This is a genomic window from Blastococcus sp. SYSU D00820 (assembly GCF_054050695.1).
Window position 1 is genome coordinate 11,541 of record NZ_JBJGZW010000014.1, and the last position, 25,847, is coordinate 37,387.

The 25,847-nt window shown below is 73.2% G+C and carries 18 protein-coding genes and 1 tRNA gene; 11 read left to right on the top strand and 8 right to left on the bottom strand.

Features of this window, described 5'->3' with window-relative positions:
- Nucleotides 1-3 precede the first annotated feature (3 nt).
- The 7 genes from trpB (at nt 4) to ACI79R_RS15135 (ending at nt 12,081) form a co-directional block, all read left to right on the top strand.
- Nucleotides 4-1,353, top strand: a complete 1,350-nt coding sequence (gene trpB, locus ACI79R_RS15105; RefSeq protein ID WP_456574464.1) for a tryptophan synthase subunit beta — start codon at nt 4-6, stop codon at nt 1,351-1,353.
- Nucleotides 1,350-2,162 carry a tryptophan synthase subunit alpha gene (gene trpA, locus ACI79R_RS15110; RefSeq protein WP_456574465.1) on the top strand — a complete coding sequence of 271 codons (813 nt, stop codon included), beginning with the start codon at nt 1,350-1,352 and terminating at the stop codon, nt 2,160-2,162. The genes trpB and trpA overlap by 4 nt, the downstream gene beginning before the upstream one ends.
- Nucleotides 2,159-3,127, top strand: coding sequence for a prolipoprotein diacylglyceryl transferase (gene lgt, locus ACI79R_RS15115; RefSeq protein ID WP_456574466.1), 969 nt, complete (start codon nt 2,159-2,161; stop codon nt 3,125-3,127). Before trpA ends, lgt begins: the two co-directional genes overlap by 4 nt.
- A gap of 312 nt (nt 3,128-3,439) precedes the next feature.
- Nucleotides 3,440-8,104 carry a glutamate synthase large subunit gene (gene gltB, locus ACI79R_RS15120; protein ID WP_456574467.1) on the top strand — a complete coding sequence of 1,555 codons (4,665 nt, stop codon included), beginning with the start codon at nt 3,440-3,442 and terminating at the stop codon, nt 8,102-8,104.
- 50 nt (nt 8,105-8,154) lie between these two features.
- Nucleotides 8,155-9,645, top strand: coding sequence for a glutamate synthase subunit beta (locus tag ACI79R_RS15125; protein WP_456574468.1), 1,491 nt, complete (start codon nt 8,155-8,157; stop codon nt 9,643-9,645).
- A 130-nt stretch (nt 9,646-9,775) separates the two neighbouring features.
- Entirely contained in the window at nt 9,776-11,191 is a 1,416-nt protein-coding gene (pyk, locus tag ACI79R_RS15130; protein WP_456574469.1) for a pyruvate kinase, read from the top strand.
- The gene (locus ACI79R_RS15135; protein ID WP_456574470.1) at nt 11,188-12,081 is read left to right on the top strand and encodes an acyl-CoA thioesterase; all 894 of its coding nucleotides are present in this window, start codon (nt 11,188-11,190) and stop codon (nt 12,079-12,081) included. Before pyk ends, ACI79R_RS15135 begins: the two co-directional genes overlap by 4 nt.
- Nucleotides 12,082-12,106: 25 nt before the next feature.
- Here ACI79R_RS15135 and ACI79R_RS15140 read toward each other — a convergent pair whose 3' ends face one another.
- Both ACI79R_RS15140 and ACI79R_RS15145 read right to left on the bottom strand, forming a co-directional pair.
- A complete protein-coding gene (locus ACI79R_RS15140; RefSeq protein ID WP_456574471.1) occupies nt 12,107-13,858 on the bottom strand; it encodes a pyridoxal-dependent decarboxylase in 1,752 nt (583 codons plus the stop codon).
- A 216-nt stretch (nt 13,859-14,074) separates the two neighbouring features.
- Nucleotides 14,075-14,148: transfer RNA gene (locus ACI79R_RS15145), tRNA-Leu, on the bottom strand.
- An 81-nt stretch (nt 14,149-14,229) separates the two neighbouring features.
- Here ACI79R_RS15145 and ACI79R_RS15150 point away from each other — a divergent pair.
- Together ACI79R_RS15150 and ACI79R_RS15155 are read left to right on the top strand one after the other, a co-directional pair.
- Nucleotides 14,230-14,829 (top strand): ANTAR domain-containing response regulator, encoded by a 600-nt coding sequence (locus ACI79R_RS15150; RefSeq protein ID WP_456574472.1) that lies wholly within the window; start codon nt 14,230-14,232, stop codon nt 14,827-14,829.
- A 213-nt stretch (nt 14,830-15,042) separates the two neighbouring features.
- A complete protein-coding gene (locus tag ACI79R_RS15155) occupies nt 15,043-16,389 on the top strand; it encodes an ABC transporter substrate-binding protein (protein WP_456574473.1) in 1,347 nt (448 codons plus the stop codon).
- Between the two features lie 162 nt (nt 16,390-16,551).
- Here the strand turns inward: ACI79R_RS15155 and ACI79R_RS15160 are convergent, their stop codons facing one another.
- From ACI79R_RS15160 to ACI79R_RS15175, 4 genes are read right to left on the bottom strand one after another with little or no spacing between them, the layout of a single operon-like run.
- Nucleotides 16,552-17,409: an ABC transporter ATP-binding protein gene (locus ACI79R_RS15160; RefSeq protein WP_456574474.1), complete on the bottom strand. Its 858-nt coding sequence runs from the start codon at nt 17,407-17,409 to the stop codon at nt 16,552-16,554.
- The gene (locus ACI79R_RS15165) at nt 17,406-18,425 is read right to left on the bottom strand and encodes an ABC transporter ATP-binding protein (RefSeq protein ID WP_456574475.1); all 1,020 of its coding nucleotides are present in this window, start codon (nt 18,423-18,425) and stop codon (nt 17,406-17,408) included. The genes ACI79R_RS15160 and ACI79R_RS15165 overlap by 4 nt, the downstream gene beginning before the upstream one ends.
- Nucleotides 18,415-19,410: a branched-chain amino acid ABC transporter permease gene (locus ACI79R_RS15170; RefSeq protein WP_456574476.1), complete on the bottom strand. Its 996-nt coding sequence runs from the start codon at nt 19,408-19,410 to the stop codon at nt 18,415-18,417. The genes ACI79R_RS15165 and ACI79R_RS15170 overlap by 11 nt, the downstream gene beginning before the upstream one ends.
- 3 nt (nt 19,411-19,413) lie before the next feature.
- Nucleotides 19,414-20,781, bottom strand: a complete 1,368-nt coding sequence (locus ACI79R_RS15175) for a branched-chain amino acid ABC transporter permease (protein WP_456574477.1) — start codon at nt 20,779-20,781, stop codon at nt 19,414-19,416.
- A 189-nt stretch (nt 20,782-20,970) separates the two neighbouring features.
- Between ACI79R_RS15175 and ACI79R_RS15180 the strand changes: the two genes are divergently transcribed.
- Nucleotides 20,971-21,621 (top strand): GNAT family N-acetyltransferase, encoded by a 651-nt coding sequence (locus ACI79R_RS15180; RefSeq protein WP_456574478.1) that lies wholly within the window; start codon nt 20,971-20,973, stop codon nt 21,619-21,621.
- Nucleotides 21,622-21,627: 6 nt separating this feature from the next.
- On the opposite strand, the gene ACI79R_RS15185 is transcribed toward ACI79R_RS15180, so the two are convergent.
- On the bottom strand, nt 21,628-22,032 hold the full coding sequence (locus ACI79R_RS15185; protein ID WP_456574479.1) for a PaaI family thioesterase: 405 nt from the start codon (nt 22,030-22,032) through the stop codon (nt 21,628-21,630).
- A gap of 97 nt (nt 22,033-22,129) precedes the next feature.
- On the opposite strand from ACI79R_RS15185, the gene polA reads away from it, so the two are divergent.
- A complete protein-coding gene (gene polA, locus ACI79R_RS15190) occupies nt 22,130-24,871 on the top strand; it encodes a DNA polymerase I (RefSeq protein ID WP_456574480.1) in 2,742 nt (913 codons plus the stop codon).
- Nucleotides 24,872-24,907: 36 nt separating this feature from the next.
- On the opposite strand, the gene ACI79R_RS15195 is transcribed toward polA, so the two are convergent.
- Nucleotides 24,908-25,762 carry a class I SAM-dependent methyltransferase gene (locus ACI79R_RS15195; protein WP_456574481.1) on the bottom strand — a complete coding sequence of 285 codons (855 nt, stop codon included), beginning with the start codon at nt 25,760-25,762 and terminating at the stop codon, nt 24,908-24,910.
- Between the last annotated feature and the right edge of the window lie 85 nt (nt 25,763-25,847).

Here is a 25,847-nt window from a genome sequence, read left to right on the forward strand (position 1 = left end):
GCCATGACGACCACCAGCCCGCCGCAGACCGGAGAACCGCAGCTCCCGGCGCGTCCGGGCTGGCCGGACGCGACCGGCCACTTCGGCATCTTCGGCGGCCGGTTCGTGCCCGAGGCGCTGGTGGCCGCGCTCGACGACCTCACCGAGGCCTACGAGGCGATGCGGGTCGACCCCGCCTTCCTCCGCGAGTTCGCCGCGCTGCAGCGCGACTACACCGGCCGGCCGAGCCCGGTCACCGAGGTGCCCCGCTTCGCCGAGCACGCCGGCGGCGCCCGCGTGCTGCTCAAGCGCGAGGACCTCAACCACACCGGCTCGCACAAGATCAACAACGTGCTGGGCCAGGCGCTGCTCACCCGGCGGATCGGCAAGACCCGCGTCATCGCCGAGACCGGCGCCGGCCAGCACGGCGTCGCGACGGCGACCGCCGCGGCGCTCATGGGGCTGTCCTGCACCGTCTACATGGGCGAGGAGGACACCCGCCGCCAGGCGCTCAACGTCGCCCGCATGCGGCTGCTGGGTGCCGAGGTGATCCCGGTGACCACCGGCTCGCGCACCTTGAAGGACGCGATCAACGAGGCCTTCCGCGACTGGGTGACCAACGTCGAGACGACCAACTACGTCTTCGGCACCGTCGCCGGCCCGCACCCGTTCCCCGCGATGGTCCGCGACTTCCAGCGGGTCATCGGCGACGAGGCCCGTGCCCAGGTGCTCGAGCGGGCGGGCCGGCTGCCCGACGCCGTCCTCGCCTGCGTCGGTGGCGGGTCCAACGCCATCGGCATCTTCACCGCCTTCGTGCCCGACGAGGGCGTGCGGCTGGTCGGGCTCGAGGCCGGCGGCGACGGCGTGGACACCGGCCGGCACGCGGCCACCATCACCGGCGGCACGCCGGGGGTGCTGCACGGGGCCCGCTCGTTCCTGCTGCAGGACGAGAACGGCCAGACCATCGAGTCCCACTCGATCAGCGCCGGGCTGGACTACCCGGGCGTCGGCCCGGAGCACAGCCACCTGCACGCCATCGGGCGGGCCGAGTACCGGCCGGTCACCGACGCCGAGGCCATGGAGGCCTTCGCGCTGCTGTGCCGGACCGAGGGGATCATCCCGGCGATCGAGTCCGCGCACGCGCTGGCGGGGGCGATGACGCTCGGGCGGGAACTGGGTCCGGACGCCCTGCTGCTGGTGAACCTCTCCGGGCGCGGCGACAAGGACGTCGAGACCGCCTCCCGCTGGTTCGGGCTCGGCGACCGCGAGGACGTCGACCCCGGTCCGGGGCTGGACACCGACCAGCAGCCCACCGAGGGCGCGGTCAGCAACGACGAGGCCGTCGCCGGCCGGGACGCGGGGTCGCAGGCATGAGCAGCAAGCTGGAGGACGCCCTCGCCGGGGCGCGGGCGCACGACCGCGCGGCGCTGATCGCCTACCTGCCCGTCGGGTATCCCGACGTCGACACCTCGATCGCGGCGATGACCGCCGCGGTGGCGGGTGGCGCCGACGTCGTCGAGGTCGGCGTCCCCTACAGCGACCCGGGCATGGACGGGCCGGTGATCCAGCAGGCCGTGGACGTCGCCGTCCGGGCCGGCGTGGGCATGCGCGACGTGCTGCGCGCCGTCGAGGCGGTCGCCGCCGCCGGGGCCGTGCCGGTGGTCATGAGCTACTGGAACCCGATCGAGCGCTACGGCGTCGAGCGGTTCGCCACCGACCTGGCCGCCGCCGGGGGAGCGGGGGCCATCACCCCCGACCTCATCCCCGACGAGGCCGCCGAGTGGGTCGCCGCGGCGGAGGCCGCCGACCTCGACCGCGTGTTCCTCGTCGCGCCGTCCTCCACCGACGCCCGGCTGCGCTCCACCGTGGCCGCCTGCCGGGGCTTCGTCTACGCCGCCTCCACCATGGGCGTCACCGGCACCCGTGCCACCGTCGGCGACGCCGCCGAGCGGCTGGTCGCCCGCACCCGCGAGGCGGTCGCCGAGGCCCGTCCGGGCCTGCCGGTGTGCGTCGGGCTCGGCGTCTCGAACGCCGCCCAGGCCGCCGAGGTCGGCGCGTTCGCCGACGGCGTCATCGTCGGATCGGCCTACGTGCGGGAGATGCTCGACGGGCGCGGTGCCGAGGGCGTCCGCGCGCTGTCGGCCGAGCTGGCCGAGGGCGTGCGGCAGCGGGTGTCGGCGTGACCGCGCTCGCCGCGATCCCGAGCCCGACGCAGGGCGTCTGGGAGGTCGGGCCGCTGCCGCTGCGCGCCTACGCGCTGTGCATCATCGCCGGCATCGTGCTGGCCTGCTGGATCACCGAGAAGCGGTGGGTGGCCCGCGGCGGCCGCCCCGGCGAGGTGCTCGACATCGCCGTCTGGGCGGTGCCCTTCGGCATCATCGGCGGCCGGCTGTACCACGTCGTCAGCACCCCGCAGCCCTACTTCGGGGAGGGCGGCGACCCGCTCAAGGCCTTCGCCATCTGGGAGGGCGGCCTGGGCATCTGGGGCGCCATCGCCCTCGGCGGGGTCGGCGCCTGGATCGCCTGCCGCCGCCGCGGCATCCCCCTGCCGGCCTTCGCCGACGCCATCGCCCCGGGCCTGCTGGTCGCCCAGGCCGTCGGCCGGCTGGGCAACTGGTTCAACAACGAGCTCTACGGCGGGCCGACCGACCTGCCCTGGGCGCTGCGCATCCACGAGTGGACCGGCACCCGCGCGGTGACCGACGCGGCCGGCGACCCGGTCGTGCTCGGGTACTTCCACCCCACGTTCCTCTACGAGCTGCTGTGGAACCTCGCCGCCGCCGCCCTGGTGGTGTGGGCCGACCGCCGCTTCCGGCTCGGCCACGGTCGCGCCTTTGCCCTCTACGTGGCCGCCTACTGCGCCGGCCGCTTCTGGATCGAGCTGCTGCGCATCGACCCGGCCAACACCTTCCTCGGCGTCCGGCTCAACGTCTTCACCGCCGCCGTGGTCGGGCTGGCCGCGCTGGCCTACTTCGTCCTGATGCGGGGCCGGCCGCGCGAGGTGCTCGACCGCACGCGTGACGAGAGCGACAGCGCCGGCGACGACGGCACCCCCGCCACGGCGTCCGCCACGCCTCTCACCAGCGCCGATGGCAGCGACGACGACCGGCCCGGTGACGAGGGTCACCCGCCCCGCGATCCGGCCTGACCGGAGCCGCCGGACCACCGGTTTCCGTGGCTGGAGTCCGTGTTACGGCTGTGTACCCTTCCCCCTGACCCACCAGTGATCCTGGGCGGGTCCACGCGTCGGAACCGGGCCAGCGCCGCCCCGCGGACGACAGCCCCGCGGCCACCACCCGCTGGGCTTCCACGAGCCGAACTGCCCGGGTACCGCGTTCCCCGGCGTCCGTGCTCGCCGCAGTGCCGCCTGCTCCGCCCTTGACCACCGGCCGGGCTCCGCAGTGAGCCCCCGCTCCGCACCTCCCTCGAGGGCGGGGTGTCAGCCGACGACGGGAGTGACATGACCGGGTTCTCCGCCCCCCTCTCTCCGGCCGCCCGCACGTCGGGTGTGCCCTTCTCGGCGGTGCCGCCGGCCGCAGGCCTCTACGACCCGGCCAACGACAAGGACGCCTGTGGTGTGGCCTTCGTGGCCGACGTCCAGGGGCGCCGGTCGCGTGCCATCGTGGCCGCCGGCCTGACCGCGCTGCACAACCTCGACCACCGGGGTGCCGCCGGCTCGGAGCCCAACTCCGGTGACGGCGCCGGCATCCTGACCCAGGTCCCCGACGCGCTGCTGCGCGCGAGCGTCGACTTCGAGCTGCCGCCGGTCGGCGAGTACTCGGTGGGCATCGCGTTCATGCCGGTGGACGAGGCCGAGCGGGCCGCCCGAGTGGAGGACGTCGCCCGCATCGCCACCGAGGAGGGCCTGACCGTCCTCGGCTGGCGCGAGGTGCCGGTCGACCCCGACGGCGCCGACCTCGGTCCCACCGCCCGCGCGGTCATGCCGCACTTCGCCCAGGTGTTCGTCGCCGAGACCATGGGCGCCCGCGCCGACGCGACCGCGTTCGGCGGCAACGTGGTGTGCAACGGCGTGACCCGCCTGGAGCGGCGCTCGTTCGTCCTGCGCAAGCGGGCCGAGCGGGCCGCCCGCGAGGCCGGCAGCTCCCTCTACATCGCGTCGCTGTCGTCCCGGACGCTGACCTACAAGGGCATGCTGACCACCGACCAGCTGCCGGCGTTCTTCCCCGACCTGCGCGACGAGCGCTACGAGTCGGCGATCGCGCTGGTGCACAGCCGGTTCTCGACCAACACCTTCCCGAGCTGGCCGCTGGCCCACCCGTTCCGGCTGATCGCGCACAACGGCGAGATCAACACCATCAAGGGCAACCGGAACCGGATGCGGGCCCGCGAGGCCAAGCTCGAGACCGAGCTGTTCGACGGTCCGGCCGGCCCCGCGAGCGAGCTGGGCCTGGAGCGGATCTTCCCGGTCACCGCCAGCGACTTCAGCGACTCGGCGACCTTCGACGAGGTGCTCGAGCTGCTGCACCTGTCCGGCCGCTCGCTGCCGCACGCCGTCCTCATGATGATCCCGGAGGCGTGGGAGAACCACGAGGAGATGGACGCCGCCCGGCGGGCCTTCTACCGGTTCCACTCCTCGATCATGGAGCCGTGGGACGGGCCGGCCGCGGTCGCGTTCACCGACGGCACGGTCATCGGCGCCGTCCTCGACCGCAACGGGCTGCGCCCGGGCCGCTGGTGGCACACCAAGGACGACTTCGTCGTCCTGGCCAGCGAGGTCGGCGTCCTGGAGATCCCCGACTCCGAGGTCGTGGCCAAGGGCCGGCTGCAGCCGGGCCGGATGTTCCTCGTCGACACCGCCGCCGGGCGGATCGTGTCCGACGAGGAGGTCAAGGGCGCCCTCGCCGCCGAGCACCCCTACGGCGACTGGCTGCACGCCGGCCTCGTGCACCTGCCCACGCTGCCCGAGCGGCGCCGGGCCCGGCCCAGCCACGAGTCGGTCGTCCGCCGCCAGCAGCTGTTCGGCTACACCGAGGAGGACCTGCGGGTCCTGCTCACGCCGATGGCCTCCAGCGGCGCCGAGCCGATCGGCTCGATGGGCACCGACACCCCGGTGGCGGCGCTGTCGGACCGCTCGCGGCTGCTCTACGACTACTTCGGGCAGCTGTTCGCCCAGGTGACCAACCCGCCGCTGGACGCCATCCGCGAGGAGCTGGTCACCAGCCTCGGGCGCACCTTCGGCCCCGAGCAGAACCTGCTGCGGGCGACCCCGGCGTCCTGCCGGCAGGTGTTCCTGCCGTACCCGGTGATCGACAACGACGAGCTGGCCAAGATCCTGCACATCGACGACGACGGCGACCTGCCCGGTTACGCCGCCGTCCGGATCACCGGCCACTTCGACGTCACCGGCGGCGGCGAGGCGCTGGCCCGGGCGATCGAGGAGCTGCGCACCAAGGTCTCCAAGGCGATCTCCGCCGGTGCCCGGATCATCGTGCTGTCCGACCGCGACTGCGACGAGCGGCGCGCCCCGATCCCGTCGCTGCTGATGACCGCGGCCGTGCACCACCACCTGGTGCGCGAGAAGACCCGCATGGAGGTCGGCCTGGTCGTCGAGTCCGGCGACTGCCGCGAGGTGCACCACGTGGCGCTGCTGCTGGGCTACGGCGCCGCTGCGGTGAACCCGTACCTGGCCTTCGAGTCCATCGAGGACCTCATCCGCGACGGCGCGCTGACCGGCGTGGAGCCGGCCCAGGCCGTCCGCAACACGGTCAAGGCGCTGGGCAAGGGCGTCCTGAAGGTCATGAGCAAGATGGGCATCAGCACCGTCGGCTCGTACACGATGGCGCAGATCTTCGAGGCCGTCGGCCTGTCCCAGGACCTGGTGGACGAGTACTTCACCGGGACGTCGGCCCCGCTCGGCGGTGTCGGCATCGACGTCCTGGCCGAGGAGGTGGCGATGCGCCACCGCCGCGCCTACCCGGAGAACCCGACCGAGCGGGCCCACCGCCGGCTGGAGACCGGTGGCGAGTACCAGTGGCGCCGCGAGGGCGAGGTGCACCTGTTCAACCCCGAGACGGTGTTCCTGCTCCAGCACTCCACCCGGTCGCGCCAGTACGAGGTCTTCGAGCGCTACACCCAGGAGATCGACCGCCTCTCCGAGGAGGCGGCGACCCTGCGCGGGCTCTTCGCGCTCAGGACCGGCGTGCGCCCGCCGGTGCCGCTGGAGGAGGTCGAGCCGGTCAGCGAGATCGTCAAGCGCTTCCAGACCGGGGCGATGAGCTACGGCTCCATCTCCCAGGAGGCGCACGAGACCCTCGCCATCGCGATGAACCGCCTCGGCGGCAAGTCCAACACCGGTGAGGGCGGGGAGGACCCCGACCGCTTCACCCCCGACCCGAACGGCGACCTGCGCCGCTCGGCGATCAAGCAGGTGGCCAGCGGCCGGTTCGGCGTCACCAGCGAGTACCTGGTCAACGCCGACGACATCCAGATCAAGATGGCCCAGGGCGCCAAGCCCGGCGAGGGCGGCCAGCTGCCCGGCGCCAAGGTCTACCCCTGGGTGGCGCGGACCCGGCATTCGACGCCGGGCGTGGGCCTGATCAGCCCGCCGCCGCACCACGACATCTACTCGATCGAGGACCTCAAGCAGCTGATCCACGACCTCAAGAACGCGAACAACGAGGCGCGGATCAACGTCAAGCTCGTGGCCGAGGTCGGCGTCGGCACGGTCGCTGCGGGCGTCAGCAAGGCGCACGCGGATCTCGTGCTGATCTCCGGCCACGACGGCGGCACCGGCGCCGCGCCGCTGACCTCGCTCAAGCACGCCGGCTCCCCCTGGGAGCTGGGGCTGGCCGAGACCCAGCAGACGCTGCTGGCCAACGGCCTGCGCGACCGGATCACCGTGCAGGTCGACGGCCAGCTGAAGACCGGCCGGGACGTCGTCATCGCCGCGCTGCTGGGTGCCGAGGAGTTCGGGTTCGCGACCGCGCCGCTGGTGGTCTCCGGCTGCATCATGATGCGGGTCTGCCACCTGGACACCTGCCCGGTCGGCGTGGCCACGCAGAACCCGGAGCTGCGCAAGCGGTTCACCGGGCGGCCGGAGTTCGTGGTCACCTTCTTCGAGTTCCTCGCCGAGCAGGTCCGCCACTACCTCGCGGAGCTGGGCTTCCGGTCGATCGACGAGGCCGTCGGCCACGCCGAGCTGCTCGACACCCGCAAGGCGGTCGACCACTGGAAGGCCGCCGGCCTGGACCTGTCGCCGATGCTCGCGGTGCCGGAGCTGCCCGAGGGGGCGGCGCGGCACAAGGTCCGCGACCAGCAGCACGGCCTGGACGTCGCGCTGGACCAGACGCTGATCCAGCTGTGCGAGGGCGCGCTGCTCGACGCGCGGCCGGTGAGCCTCGAGCTGCCGGTGCGCAACGTCAACCGCACCGTCGGCACGATGCTGGGCTCGATGGTCACCCGCCGCTTCGGCGGCCAGGGCCTGCCCGAGGGCACCATCGACCTGACCTTCACCGGGTCGGCCGGGCAGTCCTTCGGTGCCTTCGTGCCCCGCGGCATGACGATGCGGCTGTTCGGCGACGCCAACGACTACGTCGGCAAGGGCCTGTCGGGCGGGCGGATCGTCGTCCGGCCGTCCCGCGAGGCGACCTTCGCCGCCGAGGACAACGTCATCGCCGGCAACGTCATCGGCTACGGCGCCACGGCGGGGGAGATCTTCCTCCGCGGCCGGGTCGGCGAGCGCTTCTGCGTCCGCAACTCCGGTGCCCTGGCCGTCGTCGAGGGCGTCGGCGACCACGCGCTGGAGTACATGACCGGTGGCCGGGCGGTCATCCTCGGGCCGACCGGGCGCAACATCGCGGCCGGCATGTCCGGGGGCATCGCCTACGTGCTCGACCTGGCCCGCCACCGGGTCAACGGCGAGATGGTCGACATCGAGCCGCTGGACGGCGAGTCGGCGCAGTGGCTGCGCGACGTGCTGGCCCGGTACCAGGCCGACACCGAGTCGCCGGTGGCCGCCGCGCTGCTGGCCGACTGGGGCCGCTGGTCCGAGCAGTTCAGCGTGATCATGCCGCGCGACTACCGCCGGGCCCTCGAGGCCCGCCGGGCCGCCGAGGCCGCCGGGGTCGACGTCGACCGCGCCGTCATGGAGGCCGCCCGTGGCTGAGCCGGCGACCCGCCCCACCCCGTTCCCCGCCCACCGACAGGAGGCCACCCGTGGCTGACTCGACCGGGTTCCTGAAGTACGACCGCGCGCTGCCGCCGCGCCGGCCGGTCGACGTCCGGATCCTCGACTGGAAGGACGTCTACCTCACCCGCGACAGCGGGGAGGACGCCGTCTTCCCGGTGGCGGCCGTGCGCCAGCAGGCCGCCCGCTGCATGGACTGCGGCATCCCGTTCTGCCACCACGGCTGCCCGCTGGGGAACCTCATCCCCGAGTGGAACGACCTGGCCCGGCGCGACGACTGGGGTGACGCGATCGAGCGGCTGCACGCGACGAACAACTTCCCGGAGTTCACCGGGAAGCTGTGCCCGGCCCCGTGCGAGGGCGCGTGCGTGCTGAACCTGCAGGAGTCGCCGGTCACGATCAAGCAGATCGAGTGGGAGATCATCGACCAGGCGTTCCAGCGCGACCTGGTGACCCCGCAGCCGGCCCAGGAGCAGACGGGCAAGAAGGTCGCCGTCGTCGGCTCCGGCCCGGCCGGCCTGGCCGCCGCGCAGCAGCTGACCCGCGCCGGTCACGAGGTGACCGTCTACGAGCGGGCCGACCGCATCGGCGGGCTGCTCCGGTACGGCATCCCCGAGTTCAAGATGGAGAAGTCCGTCCTGGACCGGCGGCTGGACCAGATGCGCGCCGAGGGCACCCGCTTCGTCACCGGCGTCGAGGTGGGCGGCAGCGGTGCCGACGACTTGTCGGTGGAGGCGCTGCGCGAGGAGTACGACGCCGTCGTCCTCGCCGGTGGGGCGACCATCGGCCGCGACCTGCCCGCTCCGGGCCGGGAGCTGCGCGGCATCCACCTCGCCATGGAGTACCTGCCCTTCGGCAACCGGCAGGCGCTCGGCGAGCTGGACGACCCGCCGATCACCGCCACGGGCAAGCACGTGGTGATCATCGGTGGCGGTGACACCGGCGCCGACTGCCTCGGCACCGCCCACCGCCAGGGCGCGGCCTCGGTGACCCAGCTGGAGATCATGCCGGCCCCGCCCGGCAGCCGGGCGACCGACAACCCGTGGCCGACCTACCCCATGGTCATGCGGGTCTCCAGCGCCCACGAGGAGGGCGGCGAGCGGCTGTTCAGCGTGAACACCGAGCGGTTCCTCGGCGACGACGAGGGCCACGTCCGCGCGCTGCTGATCCACGAGGTCGAGCGGGTCGACGGCCGGTTCCAGAAGGTCGAGGGCACCGAGCGCGAGCTGCCGGCCCAGCTGGTGCTGCTGGCCATGGGCTTCACCGGCGCGCAGCGCGAGGGCCTCGTCGACGGCCTGGGCGCCGACGTCGACGGGCGCGGCAACGTCTCCCGCGACGGCGACTTCATGTCCACCGTGCCCGGCGTCTTCGTCGCCGGTGACATGGGCCGCGGCCAGTCGCTCATCGTCTGGGCGATCGCCGAGGGCCGCTCGGCGGCCGGTGCGGTCGACGCCTACCTGACCGGTGGCGAGTCGATGCTGCCGCGGCCGGTGACCCCCACGGCGGTCGCCCTCCGCTGAGCCGGCCCCACCACCGGAGGAGAGCCGGGTCCCGTACCACGGGACCCGGCTCTCGCCATCCGTCCCACCAGGCGTCGCGCGCAAGGGGCGGTCCCGGCAGGTGGGAGGCCCGCCCACTAGCGTTGTCGGCATGTCCCGCCGCGCCAAGATCGTCTGCACTCTCGGACCCGCGACCAGCAGCCTCGAGCAGATCACCGCCCTCGTCGAGTCCGGGATGGACGTGGCGCGGTTGAACTTCAGCCACGGCAAGCACGAGGACCACGCGACCGCCTACCGCCTGGTCCGCGAGGCCTCGGACACCACCGGCCACGCGGTCGCCGTCCTCGCCGACCTGCAGGGGCCCAAGATCCGGCTGGGCACCTTCGCCGACGGGCCGGTGCAGTGGGTGACCGGCAGCCGGGTCTGCATCACCGTCGAGGACGTCGAGGGCACCGCCGAGCGGGTGTCCACGACCTACAAGAACCTGTCGAACGACGTCCGCGTCGGTGACCGGCTGCTCGTGGACGACGGCAAGCTCGCCCTCTCCGTCGTCGAGGTCACCGGCCCCGACGTCTGGTGCCTGGTCGTCGAGGGCGGTGAGGTCTCCAACAACAAGGGGCTGTCGCTGCCCGGCGTCGCGGTGAGCGTGCCGGCGCTGTCGGACAAGGACGCCGAGGACCTCCGCTTCGCCCTGCACCTGTCGGTGGACTTCATCGCGCTGTCGTTCGTGCGCTCGCCGGCCGACGTGGAGCTGGTCCGCGACATCATGCGCCAGGAGGACGTCTACGTCCCGGTCATCGCCAAGCTGGAGAAGCCCGAGGCGGTGGCCAACCTCGAGGCGATCGTCGAGGCCTTCGACGGGATCATGGTCGCCCGCGGCGACCTGGGCGTGGAGCTGCCGCTGGAGCAGGTGCCGCTGGTGCAGAAGCGGGCCGTGCAGGCGGCCCGCGAGCGGAACAAGCCGGTCATCGTCGCCACCCAGATGCTCGAGTCGATGATCAGCAACTCCCGGCCCACCCGCGCCGAGGCCTCCGACGTCGCCAACGCCGTCCTCGACGGCGCGGACGCGGTCATGCTGTCGGGGGAGACCTCGGTGGGCCGCTACCCGATCGCCGCCGTCCGCACGATGGAGCGGATCATCGCCGCCGTCGAGGGCGACGACACCCGCGCGCCGGAGCTGCTGCGCCGCTCCCGCTCCCGTTCGGGGGCGATCGTCCGTGCCGCCCGCGACGTGGCCGAGAGCCTCGACGTCAAGGCGCTGGCGACCTTCACCCAGACCGGCGACACCGCCCGCCGGCTGGCCGCGCTGCACCCGAAGCAGCCGCTGCTGGCCTTCACCGTCGACGGCCGGGTCCGCAGCCAGCTGGCGCTGTCCTGGGGCGTGGAGACGTTCCTGGTGCCCTCGGTGTCGCACACCGACGACATGGTGCGCCAGGTGGACTTCTCGCTGCTGTCGATCGGCCGGCTCCGCGAGGGCGACCGCGTGGTCGTCGTCGCCGGCAGCCCGCCCAACACCACCGGCTCGACCAACCTCATCCGCGTGCACGAAGTCGGCACCGACTCGTGAGCCCGGACCGGCCGGTCACCGAGGGCGGTGAGGACGAGGTCGCGGCGCTGCTGTCGGTGCTCGACCTCGAGGAGCGCGACCCCGACGTCTTCGTCGGGCGCACCCCCACGACGCGCCTGCAGCGGATCTTCGGCGGCCAGGTGGCCGGCCAGGCGCTGATGGCCGCCGAGCGCACCGCTCCGGAGGACCGGCCGGTCCACTCGCTGCACGCCTACTTCCTCCGCCCCGGTGACCCCACGGAGGAGATCCGCTACGTCGTCGACCGCATCCGGGACGGGCGCTCCTTCACCACCCGCCGGGTGCTGGGCTTCCAGCACCGCAAGGGCGAGAACGTCGCGATCTTCGCGCTGACCGCGGACTTCCACCGCGCCGAGCCGGCCGTCGTCTCCCACTCGCTGCCGATGCCCGAGGTGCCGCGCCCCGAGGACCTGCCCTCGCTCGCGGACCTCAGCCGGCGGCACGGCCGGCCCGATGCGCTCACCGAGTCGCTGTCGCGCGCCGTGGAGCAGCGGCCGCTGGAGGACCCGTTCCTCCGCCGGCGCAAGTCGCCGCCGCACACGCAGACCCGGGTCTGGATGCGGGTGGCCGGCCGGCTGCCCGACGACGGCCCGACGCACGCCGCCGCCCTGACCTTCGTCAGCGACCTCACGTTGCTCGGCGCCGGCCTCGCCCGCCTGGGCGGCTGGGCCGACCGGTACGTGGGCGCCAGCCTCGACCACGCCGTCTGGTTCCACGCCACGGTGCGCGCCGACGAGTGGTTCCTCTACGAGACCGACAGCCCGGCCGCCTCGAGCGGTCGCGCGCTGTGCTTCGGCCAGATCTGGGCCGCCGACGGCACCCACGTGGCCACGGTGACCCAGGAGGGCCTGCTCCGGGACCTCGAGGCCTGACCGCGCCCGCGAGGTCCCGGCCGGCTCAGCCGGCGCCGACCTCGCCGGCGAGCTCCTGCTGGGCCTCCGCCTGGGCGGCGGTCTCGTCCTGCGCAGCCGGGGCCTCGAGGGAGGCGGGCTCGGCGGGGGACTCCTGGTCGGTCTCCACCCGGGGAGCCGCCTCCTGGGGAGTCGTCTCCTGGGCCGCGGCTTCCTGCGCCGCGGCCGCACGCTCGGCCTCGGCCCGGCGTTCGGCCTCGGCCCGGCGCTCGGCGTCGGCCCGGCGCTCGGCGTCCAGGCGGGCCCGCTCGGCGGCCTGGTCGGCGAAGTCGGCGGCCAGCCAGTCGTGCCCCTCGCACAGCAGCGCCCACGCCCGCTCGACGGTGGCGCGGGTCGTCGTCGGCGCGCCGATGGCCACCCGCAGCACGACCTGGCCGCGCACCGTGGTGTGGGTCAGGAACACCTCGCCGCCGTCGTTGAGCCGCTCCAGCAGCGTCATGGTGGCGACGTCGGCGTCGACGTCCGCGGGCCAGGTGGGCCGCAGGCAGACCAGCGACAGCGGATGCGGCGTGGCCACCTCGAAGCGGTCGTCGGCCGCCGCCCAGCCGGCCAGCTCCTGGGCCAGCGCCACACCGGAGCGGATGTGCGCCCGCAGCCCCTCGGCGCCGTACCAGCGCAGCACGAACCACAGCTTGAGGGCACGGAACCGCCGGCCCAGCTCGATCTGCCAGTCGCGGTAGTCGACGACGGTGCCGGCGTCGGTGGCCGCGTTGCGCAGGTACTCCGGCAGGATGGCCAGCGCTCCGGTGAGGGCGCCCCGGTCGGCGACCCAGAAGAGCGTGGCGTCGAAGCCGGTGAGCAGCCACTTGTGCGCGTCGGTGGTGTAGCTGTCGGCCCACTCGACGCCGTCCTGCAGCGGGCGCAGCTCCGGCACCAGGCCGCTGACGCCGGCGTAGGCGGCGTCGACGTGCAGCCAGACCCCGTACCTCTGGCAGATCGGTCCGATCTCGGCGAGCGGGTCGACGGCCGTGGTGGAGGTGGTGCCCACCGTGGCGCACACCAGCACCGGCTTGAGCCCACGGGCGACGTCGCGCTCCAGCCGGGCGGCCAGGGCCGCCGGCCGCATGGCCAGGTCGGGGCCGACCTCCACGATCCGGACGGCGTCGCTGCCGAGGCCGGCGACCCGCACGGCCTTCTCCATCGACGAGTGCGTCTCGGAGGAGACGTACACGGTGTACTCCTCGGGCACCACGCCGTGCCGCACGGTCGCCCCGCCGCTGGCGCGGTGCAGCGCCGCGAGCAGCGCGACGAGGTTGGCGCCGGAGCTGGAGTCCTGGACGACGCCGCCGCCGGTGCCGGTGGAGCGGAAGGAGTCCGGCAGGCCCAGGAGGCCGGCGAACCAGTCCATGACGTGCTGCTCGAGCTCGGTGGCCGCCGGGCTGGTCACCCACGACATGCCCTGCACGCCCAGGCCGGCCGACACCAGGTCGCCCAGCACCGACGGGCCGGAGGTGTTGGCGGGGAAGTAGCCGAGGAAGCCGGGGTGCTGCCAGTGCGTGATCCCGGGGAGGACGACGCGGTCCAGGTCGGCCAGGACCGCGGCGATCGGCTCACCGGTCTCCGGCGGCGCCTCGGGCAGCGCGGCCCGCACGTCACCGGGCGAGACGGGGGAGCGGACCGGGAGGGTGCCGACGCGGGTCCAGTAGTCGGCGATCCAGTCGACCACCTCGTGGCCGTGCCGGCGGAACTCCTCCGGGGTCATGTGCGGGGCTGCCGGGGACGACGTGGGCTCGCTCACGCGCCCACCGTATGCGGCGGTCGCGCCGGACCCCCGTCAGGGACGGCGGTGTCGACCCGACCCCGGCCGGCGGCGCCGACCCAGCCAGGGACACGGGTCGGGGACGGTCCCGACCGGGCCGGAGCGCCTCCCGGTCGGGACACGGGAAGCGGCTCAGCGCAGACCGGGAACGGCACCTGGCCGCGGTGTCGGCCGGTGGGCCGACGGATGACGCGGTGCCCCCGGTGCGACTCGAACGCACACTGCGCGGGTTTTGAATCCGCTCCCTCTGCCGATTGGGGTACGGGGGCGTGCCGGACACCACAGGTCTCCGGCGGCCCGAGCAGCCTAACCGGGAGGTCGGGAGGCCCCCGCATCGATAGGGTCGTGCCGTGACCAGCCAGCCCACCCGCGTGCTCATCGCCGAGGACGAGGCGCTCATCCGCCTCGACCTCAAGGAGATGCTCGAGGAGGAGGGGTACGTCGTCGTCGCGGAGGTCGGCGACGGCCAGCAGGCCGTCGACCGCGCCCGTGAGCTCGCGCCCGACCTCGTCATCCTCGACATCCAGATGCCCGTCCTCGACGGCCTGTCGGCGGCCGAGCAGATCGCCGGGGCCCGTGTGGCGCCGGTGATCGTGCTGACCGCCTTCAGCCAGCGGGAGCTGGTCGAGCGGGCCCGCGACGCCGGCGCGATGGCCTACCTGGTCAAGCCGTTCTCCAAGAACGACCTGGTGCCCGCGATCGAGGTGGCCCGCGCCCGCTTCGCCGAGATGTCCGCGCTGGACAGCGAGGTGCGCACGCTGGAGGACCGGCTGGAGGCCCGCAAGGTCATCGAGAAGGCGAAGGGCCGGCTGATGACCGACCAGGGGATGACCGAGGCCGAGGCCTTCCGCTGGATCCAGCGGACGGCGATGAACGAGCGCACCTCGATGAAGGCGCTGGCCGACCGGATCCTCGCCCAGGACAGCGCTCCCACGGCTGACCAGGCCTGACCTGCCGAGACGGCTCCTGCTCGGCCGGAGAGACCCCCGTCACGCTCCGCGGATGGCGTAACACACCCGGAACACCCGAGGTCACGACCTCATCACGGTCATGGCCGCTCCCGTTCTGCCTGTGGATGCAGCAGTTACCTTCTGCCTCTCATCGGATCCCACGGCATCTCGTGGTGGTCCGCGGAACGACGCACGACGACTGGGAGACACTTGATGCGCACCGGCACCAAGGCCCGCGGCATCGCCCTCTCGAGCGCTGCACTCGTCGTCCTCGCCGCCTGCAGCAGCGGCGGCGACGACGAGGGTGGCAGCGGCTCGGGCTCGGGCGGCGGCGGCGGCGAGCAGAAGCAGGTCAACGTCTACGGCACCGACGGCAACGTCGGTAACGCCCTGGGTGAGCAGTTCGACCAGGAGGGCGCGCTCGAGGGCCTGAAGGGCACGACCCCGCTGACGGACCTGTCGCAGGACTTCAAGGACAAGCTCCTGGCCGTCGACCCCAACCTGCAGGACTACAACTACGCGGGCGAGTCCTACGACGCCGTCGTCATCAGCGCCCTGGCCGCGGCGATGGCGCAGAGCGCCGACGCCACGGTGTGGGCCCCCTACGTCAACGGCGTCACCTTCGGTGGCGAGAAGTGCACCGACTTCGCCGGCTGCATCGCGATCATCGAGGCCGGCGGCAACCCGGACTACGACGGCGTGACCGGCCCGTTGGCCTTCTCCGACCCCGGTGAGCCGGCGGTCGCGAGCTTCGGCATCCTGGCCTTCGGCCCGGACAACCAGCTCGACGACAGCCTCACCGAGTACATCGTCGTCGGCGAGGAGGAGAACGCCGCCTCCGACGAGGGCCCGGCTCCCGCGCCCTTCGGCACCGGCACCGGCCCGTTCGTCGTCGGCACCCTGCTCCCGCTGACCGGCAGCCTCGCCTACCTCGGCCCGCCGGAGGTCGCCGGCGTCCAGCTGGCGGTCAACGACATCAACGCCGCGGGTGGCGTCCTCGGCCAGCCGATCCCGGCCGTCGTGGGCACCGACTCCGGCGAGGCGGCCAACACCGCCGTCGCCGTGGCCAGCACCCAGACGCTGCTGTCGCAGAACGTCAGCGTGATCATCGGTGCGGCGTCGTCCGACGTCAGCAAGGCGGTCGTCGACACCATCACCGCCGCTGGTGTGGTCATGTTCTCCCCGGCCAACACCTCGGACGCGTTCACCACGTACGAGGACCGCGGCCTGTACTTCCGCACCGCGCCGCCGGACCTCTTCCAGGGCCAGGTGCTCGCCGACGTCATCAACCAGGACGGCAACACCTCGGTCGGCCTGCTCGTGCAGAACAGCGAGTACGGCACCGGCCTGGCCGGGCAGGTCATCGAGAACCTGCAGGCCTCCGGTCTGAGCGAGGACGCCATCCTGCGGGTCGACTACGACCCGACCGCGTCGGACTACAGCGACGTCGTCGGTCAGATGGTCGACTTCAACCCCGACGCCATCGTCGTCATCGGCTTCGACGAGTCGGGCAAGATCATCGCGGCGATGAACGAGCAGGGCATCGGCCCGGCCCGGTGACCTGACAGCACACCCACCAGTGGCCCGGCACCCCGTGGTGCCGGGCCACTGGCACGTCCGGGGCCGGATGGGGGAGCGGGAGCGCGCGCCGCGGTCCCCCCGGACGACGAACGGCGCCGGCCCCTCGGGGGCCGGCGCCGTTCGTCGGGGACGGTGCTGGGCTCAGTGCGCCTTGGCGAGGGTGCCCAGGTAGAGCTCGATGACCTTGGGGTCGTGCATGAGCGACTCACCGGTGTCGGTGTAGGCGTTGCGGCCCTGGTCGAGCACGTAGCCGCGGTCGCAGATCTGCAGGCAGCGGCGGGCGTTCTGCTCGACCATGATGATCGAGACGCCGGTGGCGTTGATCCGCCGGCAGCGGATGAACACCTCGTCCTGGTAGGCGGGCGACAGACCCGCCGACGGCTCGTCGAGCAGCAGCACCGACGGGTCCATCATCAGCGCCCGGCCCATGGCGACCATCTGCCGCTCACCGCCGGAGAGCGTGCCGGCCTTGGCCTTGCGCCGCTCACCCAGCAGCGGGAAGAGGTCGATGACGTAGTCGAACCGCTCCCGGAACGTCTTGGACCGCAGGTAGACGCCCATCTGCATGTTCTCCTCGAGCGTGAGCGAGGGGAACACGTTGTTGTTCTGCGGCACGTAGCCGACGCCGAGGGACACCAGCCGGTGCGCCGGGGCGGAGGTGATGTCCTCCCCGCGCAGCGTGACGCTGCCCGACCGCACCGGGATGAGCCCGAACAGCGTCTTGAGCAGGGTCGACTTGCCGGCGCCGTTGGGGCCGATGATGCCGACCAGCTCGCCTTCCTGCAGGTAGAAGTCGCAGCCGCGGAGGATGTTGACGCCGGGCAGGTAGCCGGCGACCAGGTCGTCGGCGCGCACGAGCGCGCCCTCGGCCAGGCGCTGGTGCTCCTCGCGGGTCGCGGCCTTCTCGGCGGGGGAGATCTCGCCGGACCCGGTGGCGGCCTCGTCGGCCCGGGTGACGTCCTCGCCGGACTCGTCGACGTCGAACAGGGGCTCGCTCATCGGTTCCCGCTCCCTCGGCCGTTGTCGCTGTCGAGGACCTCGCCGGCGGTGCCCTCCTCGCGGGCGATCCGCTCCTCGGCCTCGGCCAGCACGCGGTCCTCCTCGTCGATGGTCAGCGGGGCGTCGTGGTGCGCCCCGAGGTAGGCGTCGACCACCGCCTGGTTCTGCGAGATCGACTCGGGCGGGCCCTCGGCGATCACCTTGCCGGCGGCCATGACGACCACCCAGTCGCTGATGTCGCGGACGACGTCCATGTCGTGCTCGACGAAGATGACCGTCATCCCCTCCTCGCGGAGGTCCTTGACGTGGCCGAGCAGGCTCTGCGTCAGGGCGGGGTTCACCCCGGCCATCGGCTCGTCGAGCATGACCACCTTCGGGTCGCTCATCAGCGCCCGCGCCATCTCCAGGAGCTTGCGCTGGCCACCGGAGAGGGTGCCGGCGAAGTCGTCCTTCTTGGCGATCAGCTTGAACCGGGTGAGCAGCTCCAGGGCGCGCTCGGTGTTGGCCGTCTCCTGGGCGCGCCAGCGGCCGGGCAGCAGTGCCTGGAGCATGCTCTCGCCGCGCTGGTCCTGTGCGCCGAGCAGCATGTTCTGCAGCACGGTGAGCCGCGACAGCGCCTTGGTGAGCTGGAAGGTCCGGACGACACCGAGCCGGGCCACCTGGTGCGGCGCCAGCTTGCCCAGCGGGCGGCCGTCGAAGGCCCACGTGCCGGTGTCGGGACGGTCGAACCCGGTGAGCAGGTTGAACAGCGTCGTCTTGCCGGCGCCGTTGGGGCCGATCAGGCCGGTGATCCCGCCGCGCTGGATCTCCAGATGGTCGACCGCGACCGCGGTCAGGCCGCCGAAGGTGCGGGTCACGCCGTCGACGACGATGGCGGGATCGGGCTTGGCGACGCCGACCTCCCAGGCGACGTCGCGCAGGGCCGCCTGGGCCAGCCGCCGCGGTGACCCGCCGGCCGCCGGAGCGTCGGCAGACGCCGCGTGCGCCCCGGCGGGCAGCTGCGGGTCAGCGGGCATCGATCATCACCTCTCGTCGATCGCCGAACAGCCCCTGGGGGCGGAAGACCAGCAGCGCCATCAGGCCCACGCCGATGATGACGAAGCGCAGGCCGGCCACGTCGGTGGTGCTCAGCAGGGTCTCGGGGATGACCCCGTTGCTGATCAGTGCCCGGAGACCGGTGTCGGCGAACTGCACGAGGAACAGCAGGATCATCCCGCCGACGATCGGGCCCCAGGTGCGCGCGGCGCCGCCGAGGATCAGGGCCGTGTAGGCCAGGAACGTGTTGCCGTTGTTGAAGTTGTCCGGGTTGATCGAGGCCAGGCTCAGCCCGAAGATGATGCCCCCGACGCAGCCGATCAGGCCGCCGAGGATGAGGGCCTGCATCTTGAACGCGTAGACGTTCTTGCCCAGCGCGCGGACGGCGTCCTCGTCCTCCCGGATCGCCTTGAGCACCCGGCCCCAGGGGCTGCGGACGAGCCCCCAGACCAACAGGCTGAGCAGGGCCACGAGGATCCAGCCGACGAGGCTGACCCACAGCTCGTAACCGCTCCAGTTCATGCCGAGGAAGCGGTACGTGCCGTTGGGCCACGGCTGGAGGTCGGCGAAGCCGCCGGTGAAGCCCTGCAGGCCGCGGGAGCCGCCGGTGACCGGGGTGGCGCCGACCGAGCGGAGGACCAGCCGGAGGATCTCGGCCGCGGCGATGGTGACGATGGCGAGGTAGTCCGCGCGCAGCCGCAGGGTCGGGAGGCCCAGCAGCAGCGCGAGCACCACGGAGGCCGCCAGGCCGATGAGCACGCCGACCCACAGCGGGAGGCCCCAGGTGGTCACCGAGATGGCGACGCCGAAGGCGCCCAGCGAGGCGTAGGCGATCTGGCCGAAGTTGAGCAGCCCGACGTAGCCGAAGTGCACGTTCAGGCCGATGGCCAGCAGGATGAAGAAGATCGCCTGCGAGTTGAACGCGTTCTGCAGGCCGAGGGTGAGGGCGTCGAGGAGATCGGACATCGCTCAGCCGATCCGGGCCCGGCTGCCCAGGATGCCCTGGGGTCGGATCACGAGGATGACGATCAAGAGCAACAGCCCTCCGACGTACTTGATGTCGCTGGGGATGACCAGCGTCGACATCTGCACGAAGACGCCGACGATGAGGCTGCCGACCAGTGCGCCGTAGGCGGTACCCAATCCGCCGAGGGTGACGCCGGCGAACATGAGCAGCAGCAGGCGGAAGCCCATGTCCCACTGCACCTGGTCGGAGAGGCCGAGCAGCACACCCCCGAGGGTGGCCAGCGCCCCGCCCATCATCCAGACCACGAGGATGACGCGGTTGACGTTGATGCCGGAGGACGCCGCCAGGTCGCGGTTGTCCGCGACCGCCCGCATCGCCTTGCCGATCTTGGTGCGCTGCAGCATGACGGCGACCAGGATCAGGACGACGACGGAGATGACGATCGACCACAGCGCGCGGTCGGTCAGGGTGAAGAAGCCGTAGTCGCGGGCCCGCTGGTCGCGGTAGTCGGCGTAGGGCCGGGCCCGACCGCCGAAGATCACCTGGATCAGGTAGCGCAGCGCCAGGGACAGGCCGATCGAGACGACCAGGGCGGCGACCAGGCCGGTGCCCCGGCGGCGCAGCGGCCGCCAGATGCCCCATTCGTTGAGCGCTCCGACGGCGGCGCCGCAGACGACGGCGATCAGCGTGGCGGGGATCAGCGGCACCCCGAGGCCGACGTTGACCGCCCAGGCGATGACCGCGCCGATGGTGACCAGCTCGCTGTGCGCGAAGTTGGTGAGCCCCGTGGTGCCGAAGATCAGCGAGAGGCCGACGGCGCACATGGCGATGATCAGGCCGAACCGCAGGCCGTCGATGAGCAGCTGGATCGCCTTGGAACCGCCTGCCCCGGCGCCGGTGGTGCCGTCGGAGAGCCCGAAGTTGACCGTCTGCTGGGCCCGGTCGGGGCGCATCGTCACCGTGAGGCTGTCGCCGGCGCCGCCCAGTTGCACGCCGTCGGGGAGGTCGCCGGCGTCGATCGACACCGTGTACTCACCCGGGCCGGGGACCGTGACCGCCCACCGGCCGTCGTCGCCGGTGGTGTCGTCGCCGACCTCGTCCCCGCCGGCGGCGGTGACGGTGACGGTGACGTCGGGGATCGGGCCGCTGCGGCTGGTCTGGAGGGTGCCGGTGAACTGCTGCTCGTCAGCGGCGGCGGACGCCGTGCCGGGCAGCACGAGGGCGAACAGCCCCGACAGCGCGGTGGCCAGGAGCAGGAGGACGACGGGACGCCGCAGGCGGGCGGCGCGCCGCCGGCCGGGGGACCGGGGCGGCGCCGTCCGCTGCGCTGCTGCGGCAGGCCCGTCCCCGCGGGTGGGCGCGTGGGTCACGCAACCTCCAAGCGTCATGTGGAGGGTGGACGGTAACCCAGGCGTGTTGCCGCGCGATTGAGTCGCGCCCGAGCTGTGACCTTTCCGCGATCCGCCCCAGGCGTCACACGGTTCCCAGGGTCGGCGCGCCGCCGTGATCACGCTCTCGCGGCCGGGCACTCTCCGCTCACCGTCCAGGGGAGGCCTCGGGTGTCCGGATCCGGTTCGCGGTCCCGCATCACGACGCGCGTCGCGCGTCCCGACGACCTGTCCGCGGTGCTGTCGCTGGTGCGTCAGCACCGCGCCGAGGCCCACGCCGAGGGGGTGCTCACCGGGCAGACCCCCGGCGCCGCGGCGGCGGCGGGCTTCCGCCGGCTGCTGGCCGATCCGGGCCACCGCGTCGTCCTGGCGGTGCTGGCGGGACCGGCGGCGTCGGTGGGGCGCACCGACGGCGAGCAGGTCGTCGGCCTGGCCGTCCTGGGGGTGGACCCCCTGTCGGCGGTGCTGGGCGTGCCGCAGGTGACGGTGGACAACCTCGTCGTCCACCGGGAGCACCGCCGGCGCGGCGCCGGCGCGGCGCTCCTCGCGGCGGCGGCCGGCTACGCCACGGAGACCGGGGCCGACCACGTCGTGGCCGCCGTCGGCGGGCACGAGGCCGAGCGGCAGCGGTTCTTCGCCCGCATGGGCTTCGCCCCGCTGACCACCCGGCGGATCGTGCCCCGCGAGAACCTCAGCAGGGCGCTGGCCGTCTGGCAGCGCGGCGGCGTGCCGGTGCCGTCGCTCCGGCGGGTGGCGGCGCGCCGCCGGCCCCCGCTGCGGAGCCTGCCCGCGGTGGTCGCGCCGACCGCGCTGGAGGCCTGAGCCGGCTCAGCCGCCCAGGACCATGCAGGTGAGGCGGGCGCTGGCGGTCAGCCGGCCCCGGTCGTCGGTCACCTCGATGAGGAAGGTGGCCAGCGACCGGCCGCGCCGGACCGGGGTGCAGACGGCGGTGACGACGCCGGTGCTCGCCGCCCGCACGTAGCTGACGTTGAGCTCCACGCCGACCACCTTGCGCTCGGGCCCCGCGTGGATCGCCGCGGCCCAGGAGCCGATCGACTCGACCAGCGAGCAGGTCGCCCCGCCGTGCAGGAGGCCGTAGGGCTGCTCGTTGCCGGCCACCGGCATCGTCGCCACGAGCCGGTCGGGGTCGAAGTCGGTGATCCGGATGCCGAGCTTGTCGTCCAGCGGGCTGACGGTCCCGGTCGGCATCCAGGCGGGCGGTGCGGTGGTCACGGTGTCGCACGGTAACGACACGAGGCCCCGCTGCAGGGGCCCGCCCCGGGCGCGCGAGGGGCGGGAGCAGCGGGGTCCTGTCATTAGGATCGCGGCGATGTCCGCTCCGGTCAGTACCCCCGCGCCCGCCGTGTCCGCCTCCGCGCCGGGGGCCCGTCCCCGCCTGTTGCTCCTCGACGGGCACTCGCTGGCCTACCGCGCCTTCTTCGCCCTGCCCGTGGAGAACTTCTCCACGACCACGGGCCAGCCCACCAACGCGGTCTACGGCTTCACGTCGATGCTGATCAACGTCCTGCGCGACGAGCAGCCCACCCACCTCGCGGTGGCCTTCGACGTCGGCCGCAAGACCTTCCGCAGCGAGATCTACGCCGAGTACAAGGCCAACCGGTCCGAGAGCCCGACCGATTTCCGCGGGCAGGTGAGCCTCATCCAGGAGGTGCTGGCCGCGCTGCACGTGCCGGTGCTCACCGCCGAGGGCTACGAGGCCGACGACGTCATCGCCACGCTCACCGTGCAGGCCGTCGAGGCCGGCATGGACGTGCTGATCTGCACCGGCGACCGCGACGCCCTGCAGCTGGTCAACGAGCACGTCACCGTGCTCTACCCGCGCAAGGGCGTCAGCGACCTGACCCGCTTCACGCCGGAGGAGGTCGAGGCCAAGTACGGGCTGAGCCCGGCCCAGTACCCCGACTTCGCCGCGCTGCGCGGCGACCCCAGCGACAACCTGCCGAGCATCCCCAGCGTGGGCGAGAAGACCGCCGCCAAGTGGGTCCGCGAGTACGGGTCGCTGGACGCGCTGGTCGACCAGGTCGACACGGTGAAGGGCAAGGTCGGCGACAAGCTGCGCGAGCACCTGTCCTCGGTGCTGCAGAACCGGCGGCTCACCGAGCTGGACCGTGCGGTGCCGCTGCCCCTGGGCCCGACCGACCTCGCCGTCCAGCCGTGGGACCGCAACGAGGTGCACACCCTCTTCGACAACCTGCAGTTCCGGGTGCTGCGCGACCGGCTGTTCGCCACGCTCACCAGCGCCGAGCCCGAGGTCGAGGGCGGCTTCGACGTGGCCGAGGACGACGTCGCGCCCGGCGAGCTGGGCGCCTGGCTGGAGGCGCACGCCCGCACCGGGCGCACGGGGCTGATCTTCCGGGGCACGTGGGGACGCGGCGTCGGCGAGCTGACCGGCATCGCGCTGGCGGCCGCGAACGACCACGCCACGTTCGTCGACGTCGGCCCGGACATGGACGTCGCCGACGAGCAGGCCCTGGCCGCCTGGCTGGCCGACCCCTCGACGCAGAAGGTCGTGCACGAGGTGAAGGGCCCCTACCTGGCCGTCTGGACGCGGGGCTGGGAGCTGCAGGGCGTCGTCAGCGACACCGCGCTCGCGGCCTACCTCGCGCTGCCGGGTCAGCGCTCGTTCGACCTCGGCGACCTCGCGGTGCGCTACCTCAAGCGGGAGCTCAAGGACGCCGCGGCGCCGGAGGGGCAGCTCACCCTCGACGGGCTCGGCCCGACCGAGGCCGACCTCGCCGCCGAGGCCGCGCACGCCGACGTCCTCAAGGCGGTGGCGGTCAACGACCTCTCCGACGCGCTCGAGACGGTCCTCGGACAGCGCGGCGGGGACCACCTGCTCGGCGAGATCGAGCTGCCGCTGACCCGCGTGCTCGCGGCCATGGAGTACCGCGGCATCGCGGCCGACATCGACTACCTGCGCGAGCTGCAGCGGGAGTTCGCCGAGGGCGTGGCCGCAGCCGCGGCCGAGTGCTACGCGGTCATCGGCCGGGAGGTGAACCTCGGCTCGCCCAAGCAGCTGCAGGCGGTCATCTTCGACGAGCTCGGCCTGCCGAAGACGAAGAAGAACAAGACCGGCTACACCACCGACGCCGACGCGCTGACCTGGCTGTTCGAGCAGACCGGCCACCCGTTCATGGAGCACCTGCTCCGGCACCGCGACGTCACCCGCCTGCGCACGGTCATCGACGGGCTGATCCCGATGGTCGACGACGGCGGGCGGATCCACACCACGTTCCAGCAGACGATCGCCGCCACCGGGCGGCTGTCGTCGACCGATCCGAACCTGCAGAACATCCCGATCCGCACCGCCGAGGGTCGCCGGATCCGGCAGGCGTTCGTGGTCGGCTCCGGCTACGAGTCGCTGATGACCGCCGACTACAGCCAGATCGAGATGCGGATCATGGCCCACCTGTCCGGCGACGAGGGCCTGATCGAGGCCTTCATGTCCGGGGAGGACCTCCACTCGTTCGTCGCGTCCAAGGCCTTCGACATCCCGATCGAGCAGGTCGACCCGGAGATGCGCCGGCGGATCAAGGCGATGAGCTACGGGCTGGCCTACGGGCTGAGCGCCTACGGGCTGTCCCAGCAGCTGAAGATCACGCCGGAGGAGGCGCGCGGGCAGATGCACGCGTACTTCGAGCGCTTCGGCGGGATCCGGGACTACCTCGACACCGTGGTGGAGGAGGCCCGGCTCACCGGCTACACCGAGACCACCCTCGGCCGGCGCCGCTACCTGCCGGACCTGACCAGCGACAACCGGCAGCGCCGCGAGATGGCCGAGCGGATGGCGCTCAACGCCCCCATCCAGGGTTCGGCCGCCGACGTCATCAAGGTCGCGATGCTGAACGTCGAGAAGGCGATCGCCGCGGAGGGGTTGCGCTCGCGGATGCTGCTGCAGGTGCACGACGAGCTCGTGCTCGAGGTCGCGCCGGGGGAGCGGGAGGCGCTGGAGGCCCTGGTGCGCCGCGAGATGGCCGGGGCGGCGCAGCTGTCGGTGCCGCTGGAGGTCTCGGTCGGGTTCGGCGCGAGCTGGGACGCCGCCGCCCACTGAGCTCTCCGTCCCTGACCCTCGACGTGAGGTCGAGGGTCAGGGGCGGTGGCAGACCAGGATGAGGGTGCCGGGCACGAGCGCACCGCGGGCCGGGGACCACTGCCCCCAGGTCTGGGTGCGGCCGGGCGTCCACTCCGGCTCGACGAGGTCGTCGAGCACCAGCCCGGCACCGACGACGGCGCGCACCCAGTCGCCGACGGTCCGGTGGTGCTCGACGTAGACGGTGCGGCCCTCGTCGTCGGTCTCGACGTAGGGCGTGCGGTCGAAGTAGGACGACGTCACGCGCAGGTCGGCGGGATCGGGGGAGTCCGGCAGCGGCCAGCGCATCGGGTGGTTCACCGAGGCGACGAACCGGCCGCCCGGACGCAGGACCCGGGCCACCTCGGTGAGGGCGCCCTCCACGTCGGTGACGAAAGGCAGCCCGCCGAACGCCGAGCAGGCGAGGTCGAACGACGCGTCGGCCAGGGGGAGTGCGCCGACGTCGGCCTGGAGCAGGGGCACGCCGATCCCCGTGGTGCGGCCCAGCTCGGCGGCCCGGGCGAGCATCCCGGCGGAGAGGTCGAGGGCCACGACGTCGGCACCGGCCTGCCGCAGCCAGCGGGCGCAGGGCGCCGAGCCGCAGCCCACCTCGAGCACCCGCCGCCCCGCGACGTCCCCGAGCAGGTGGGCGTCGGCCTCGCGCAGCCCCTCCGGGCACCAGAGGAAGTCCGCGTCGCCGAGGTCCTCGCCGTGCTCGGCGAGGTAGGCCGGCGCGGCGGCGTCCCACCAGCCGCGGTTGGCCCGCACCGACTCGGCCGGACCGGCCGGCCGCCGGGCGACGCCGCCGGCCGCGGGATAGCCGTCCGGGCCCAGCGGCAGGGAGGGACGGGGTACGGCCGGCGGCATCGTCATGACACGCCGATCGTGACACGCCGGGAGGGGCGCCGCGGTCCCCGCACCCAGGTGGACCGACCCCCGCCGGGCTCCGTACCATGGA

What these genes read in the sequence shown, in the direction of transcription:
- trpB (WP_456574464.1), top strand. Translation starts at nt 4, where the DNA reads ATGACGACCACCAGCCCGCCGCAGACCGGAGAACCGCAGCTCCCGGCG.
- trpA (WP_456574465.1), top strand. Translation starts at nt 1,350, where the DNA reads ATGAGCAGCAAGCTGGAGGACGCCCTCGCCGGGGCGCGGGCGCACGAC.
- gltB (WP_456574467.1), top strand. Translation starts at nt 3,440, where the DNA reads ATGACCGGGTTCTCCGCCCCCCTCTCTCCGGCCGCCCGCACGTCGGGT.
- pyk (WP_456574469.1), top strand. Translation starts at nt 9,776, where the DNA reads ATGTCCCGCCGCGCCAAGATCGTCTGCACTCTCGGACCCGCGACCAGC.
- ACI79R_RS15155 (WP_456574473.1), top strand. Translation starts at nt 15,043, where the DNA reads ATGCGCACCGGCACCAAGGCCCGCGGCATCGCCCTCTCGAGCGCTGCA.
- ACI79R_RS15160 (WP_456574474.1), bottom strand. Translation starts at nt 17,409, where the DNA reads ATGAGCGAGCCCCTGTTCGACGTCGACGAGTCCGGCGAGGACGTCACC.
- ACI79R_RS15165 (WP_456574475.1), bottom strand. Translation starts at nt 18,425, where the DNA reads ATGCCCGCTGACCCGCAGCTGCCCGCCGGGGCGCACGCGGCGTCTGCC.
- ACI79R_RS15170 (WP_456574476.1), bottom strand. Translation starts at nt 19,410, where the DNA reads ATGTCCGATCTCCTCGACGCCCTCACCCTCGGCCTGCAGAACGCGTTC.
- polA (WP_456574480.1), top strand. Translation starts at nt 22,130, where the DNA reads ATGTCCGCTCCGGTCAGTACCCCCGCGCCCGCCGTGTCCGCCTCCGCG.
- ACI79R_RS15195 (WP_456574481.1), bottom strand. Translation starts at nt 25,762, where the DNA reads ATGACGATGCCGCCGGCCGTACCCCGTCCCTCCCTGCCGCTGGGCCCG.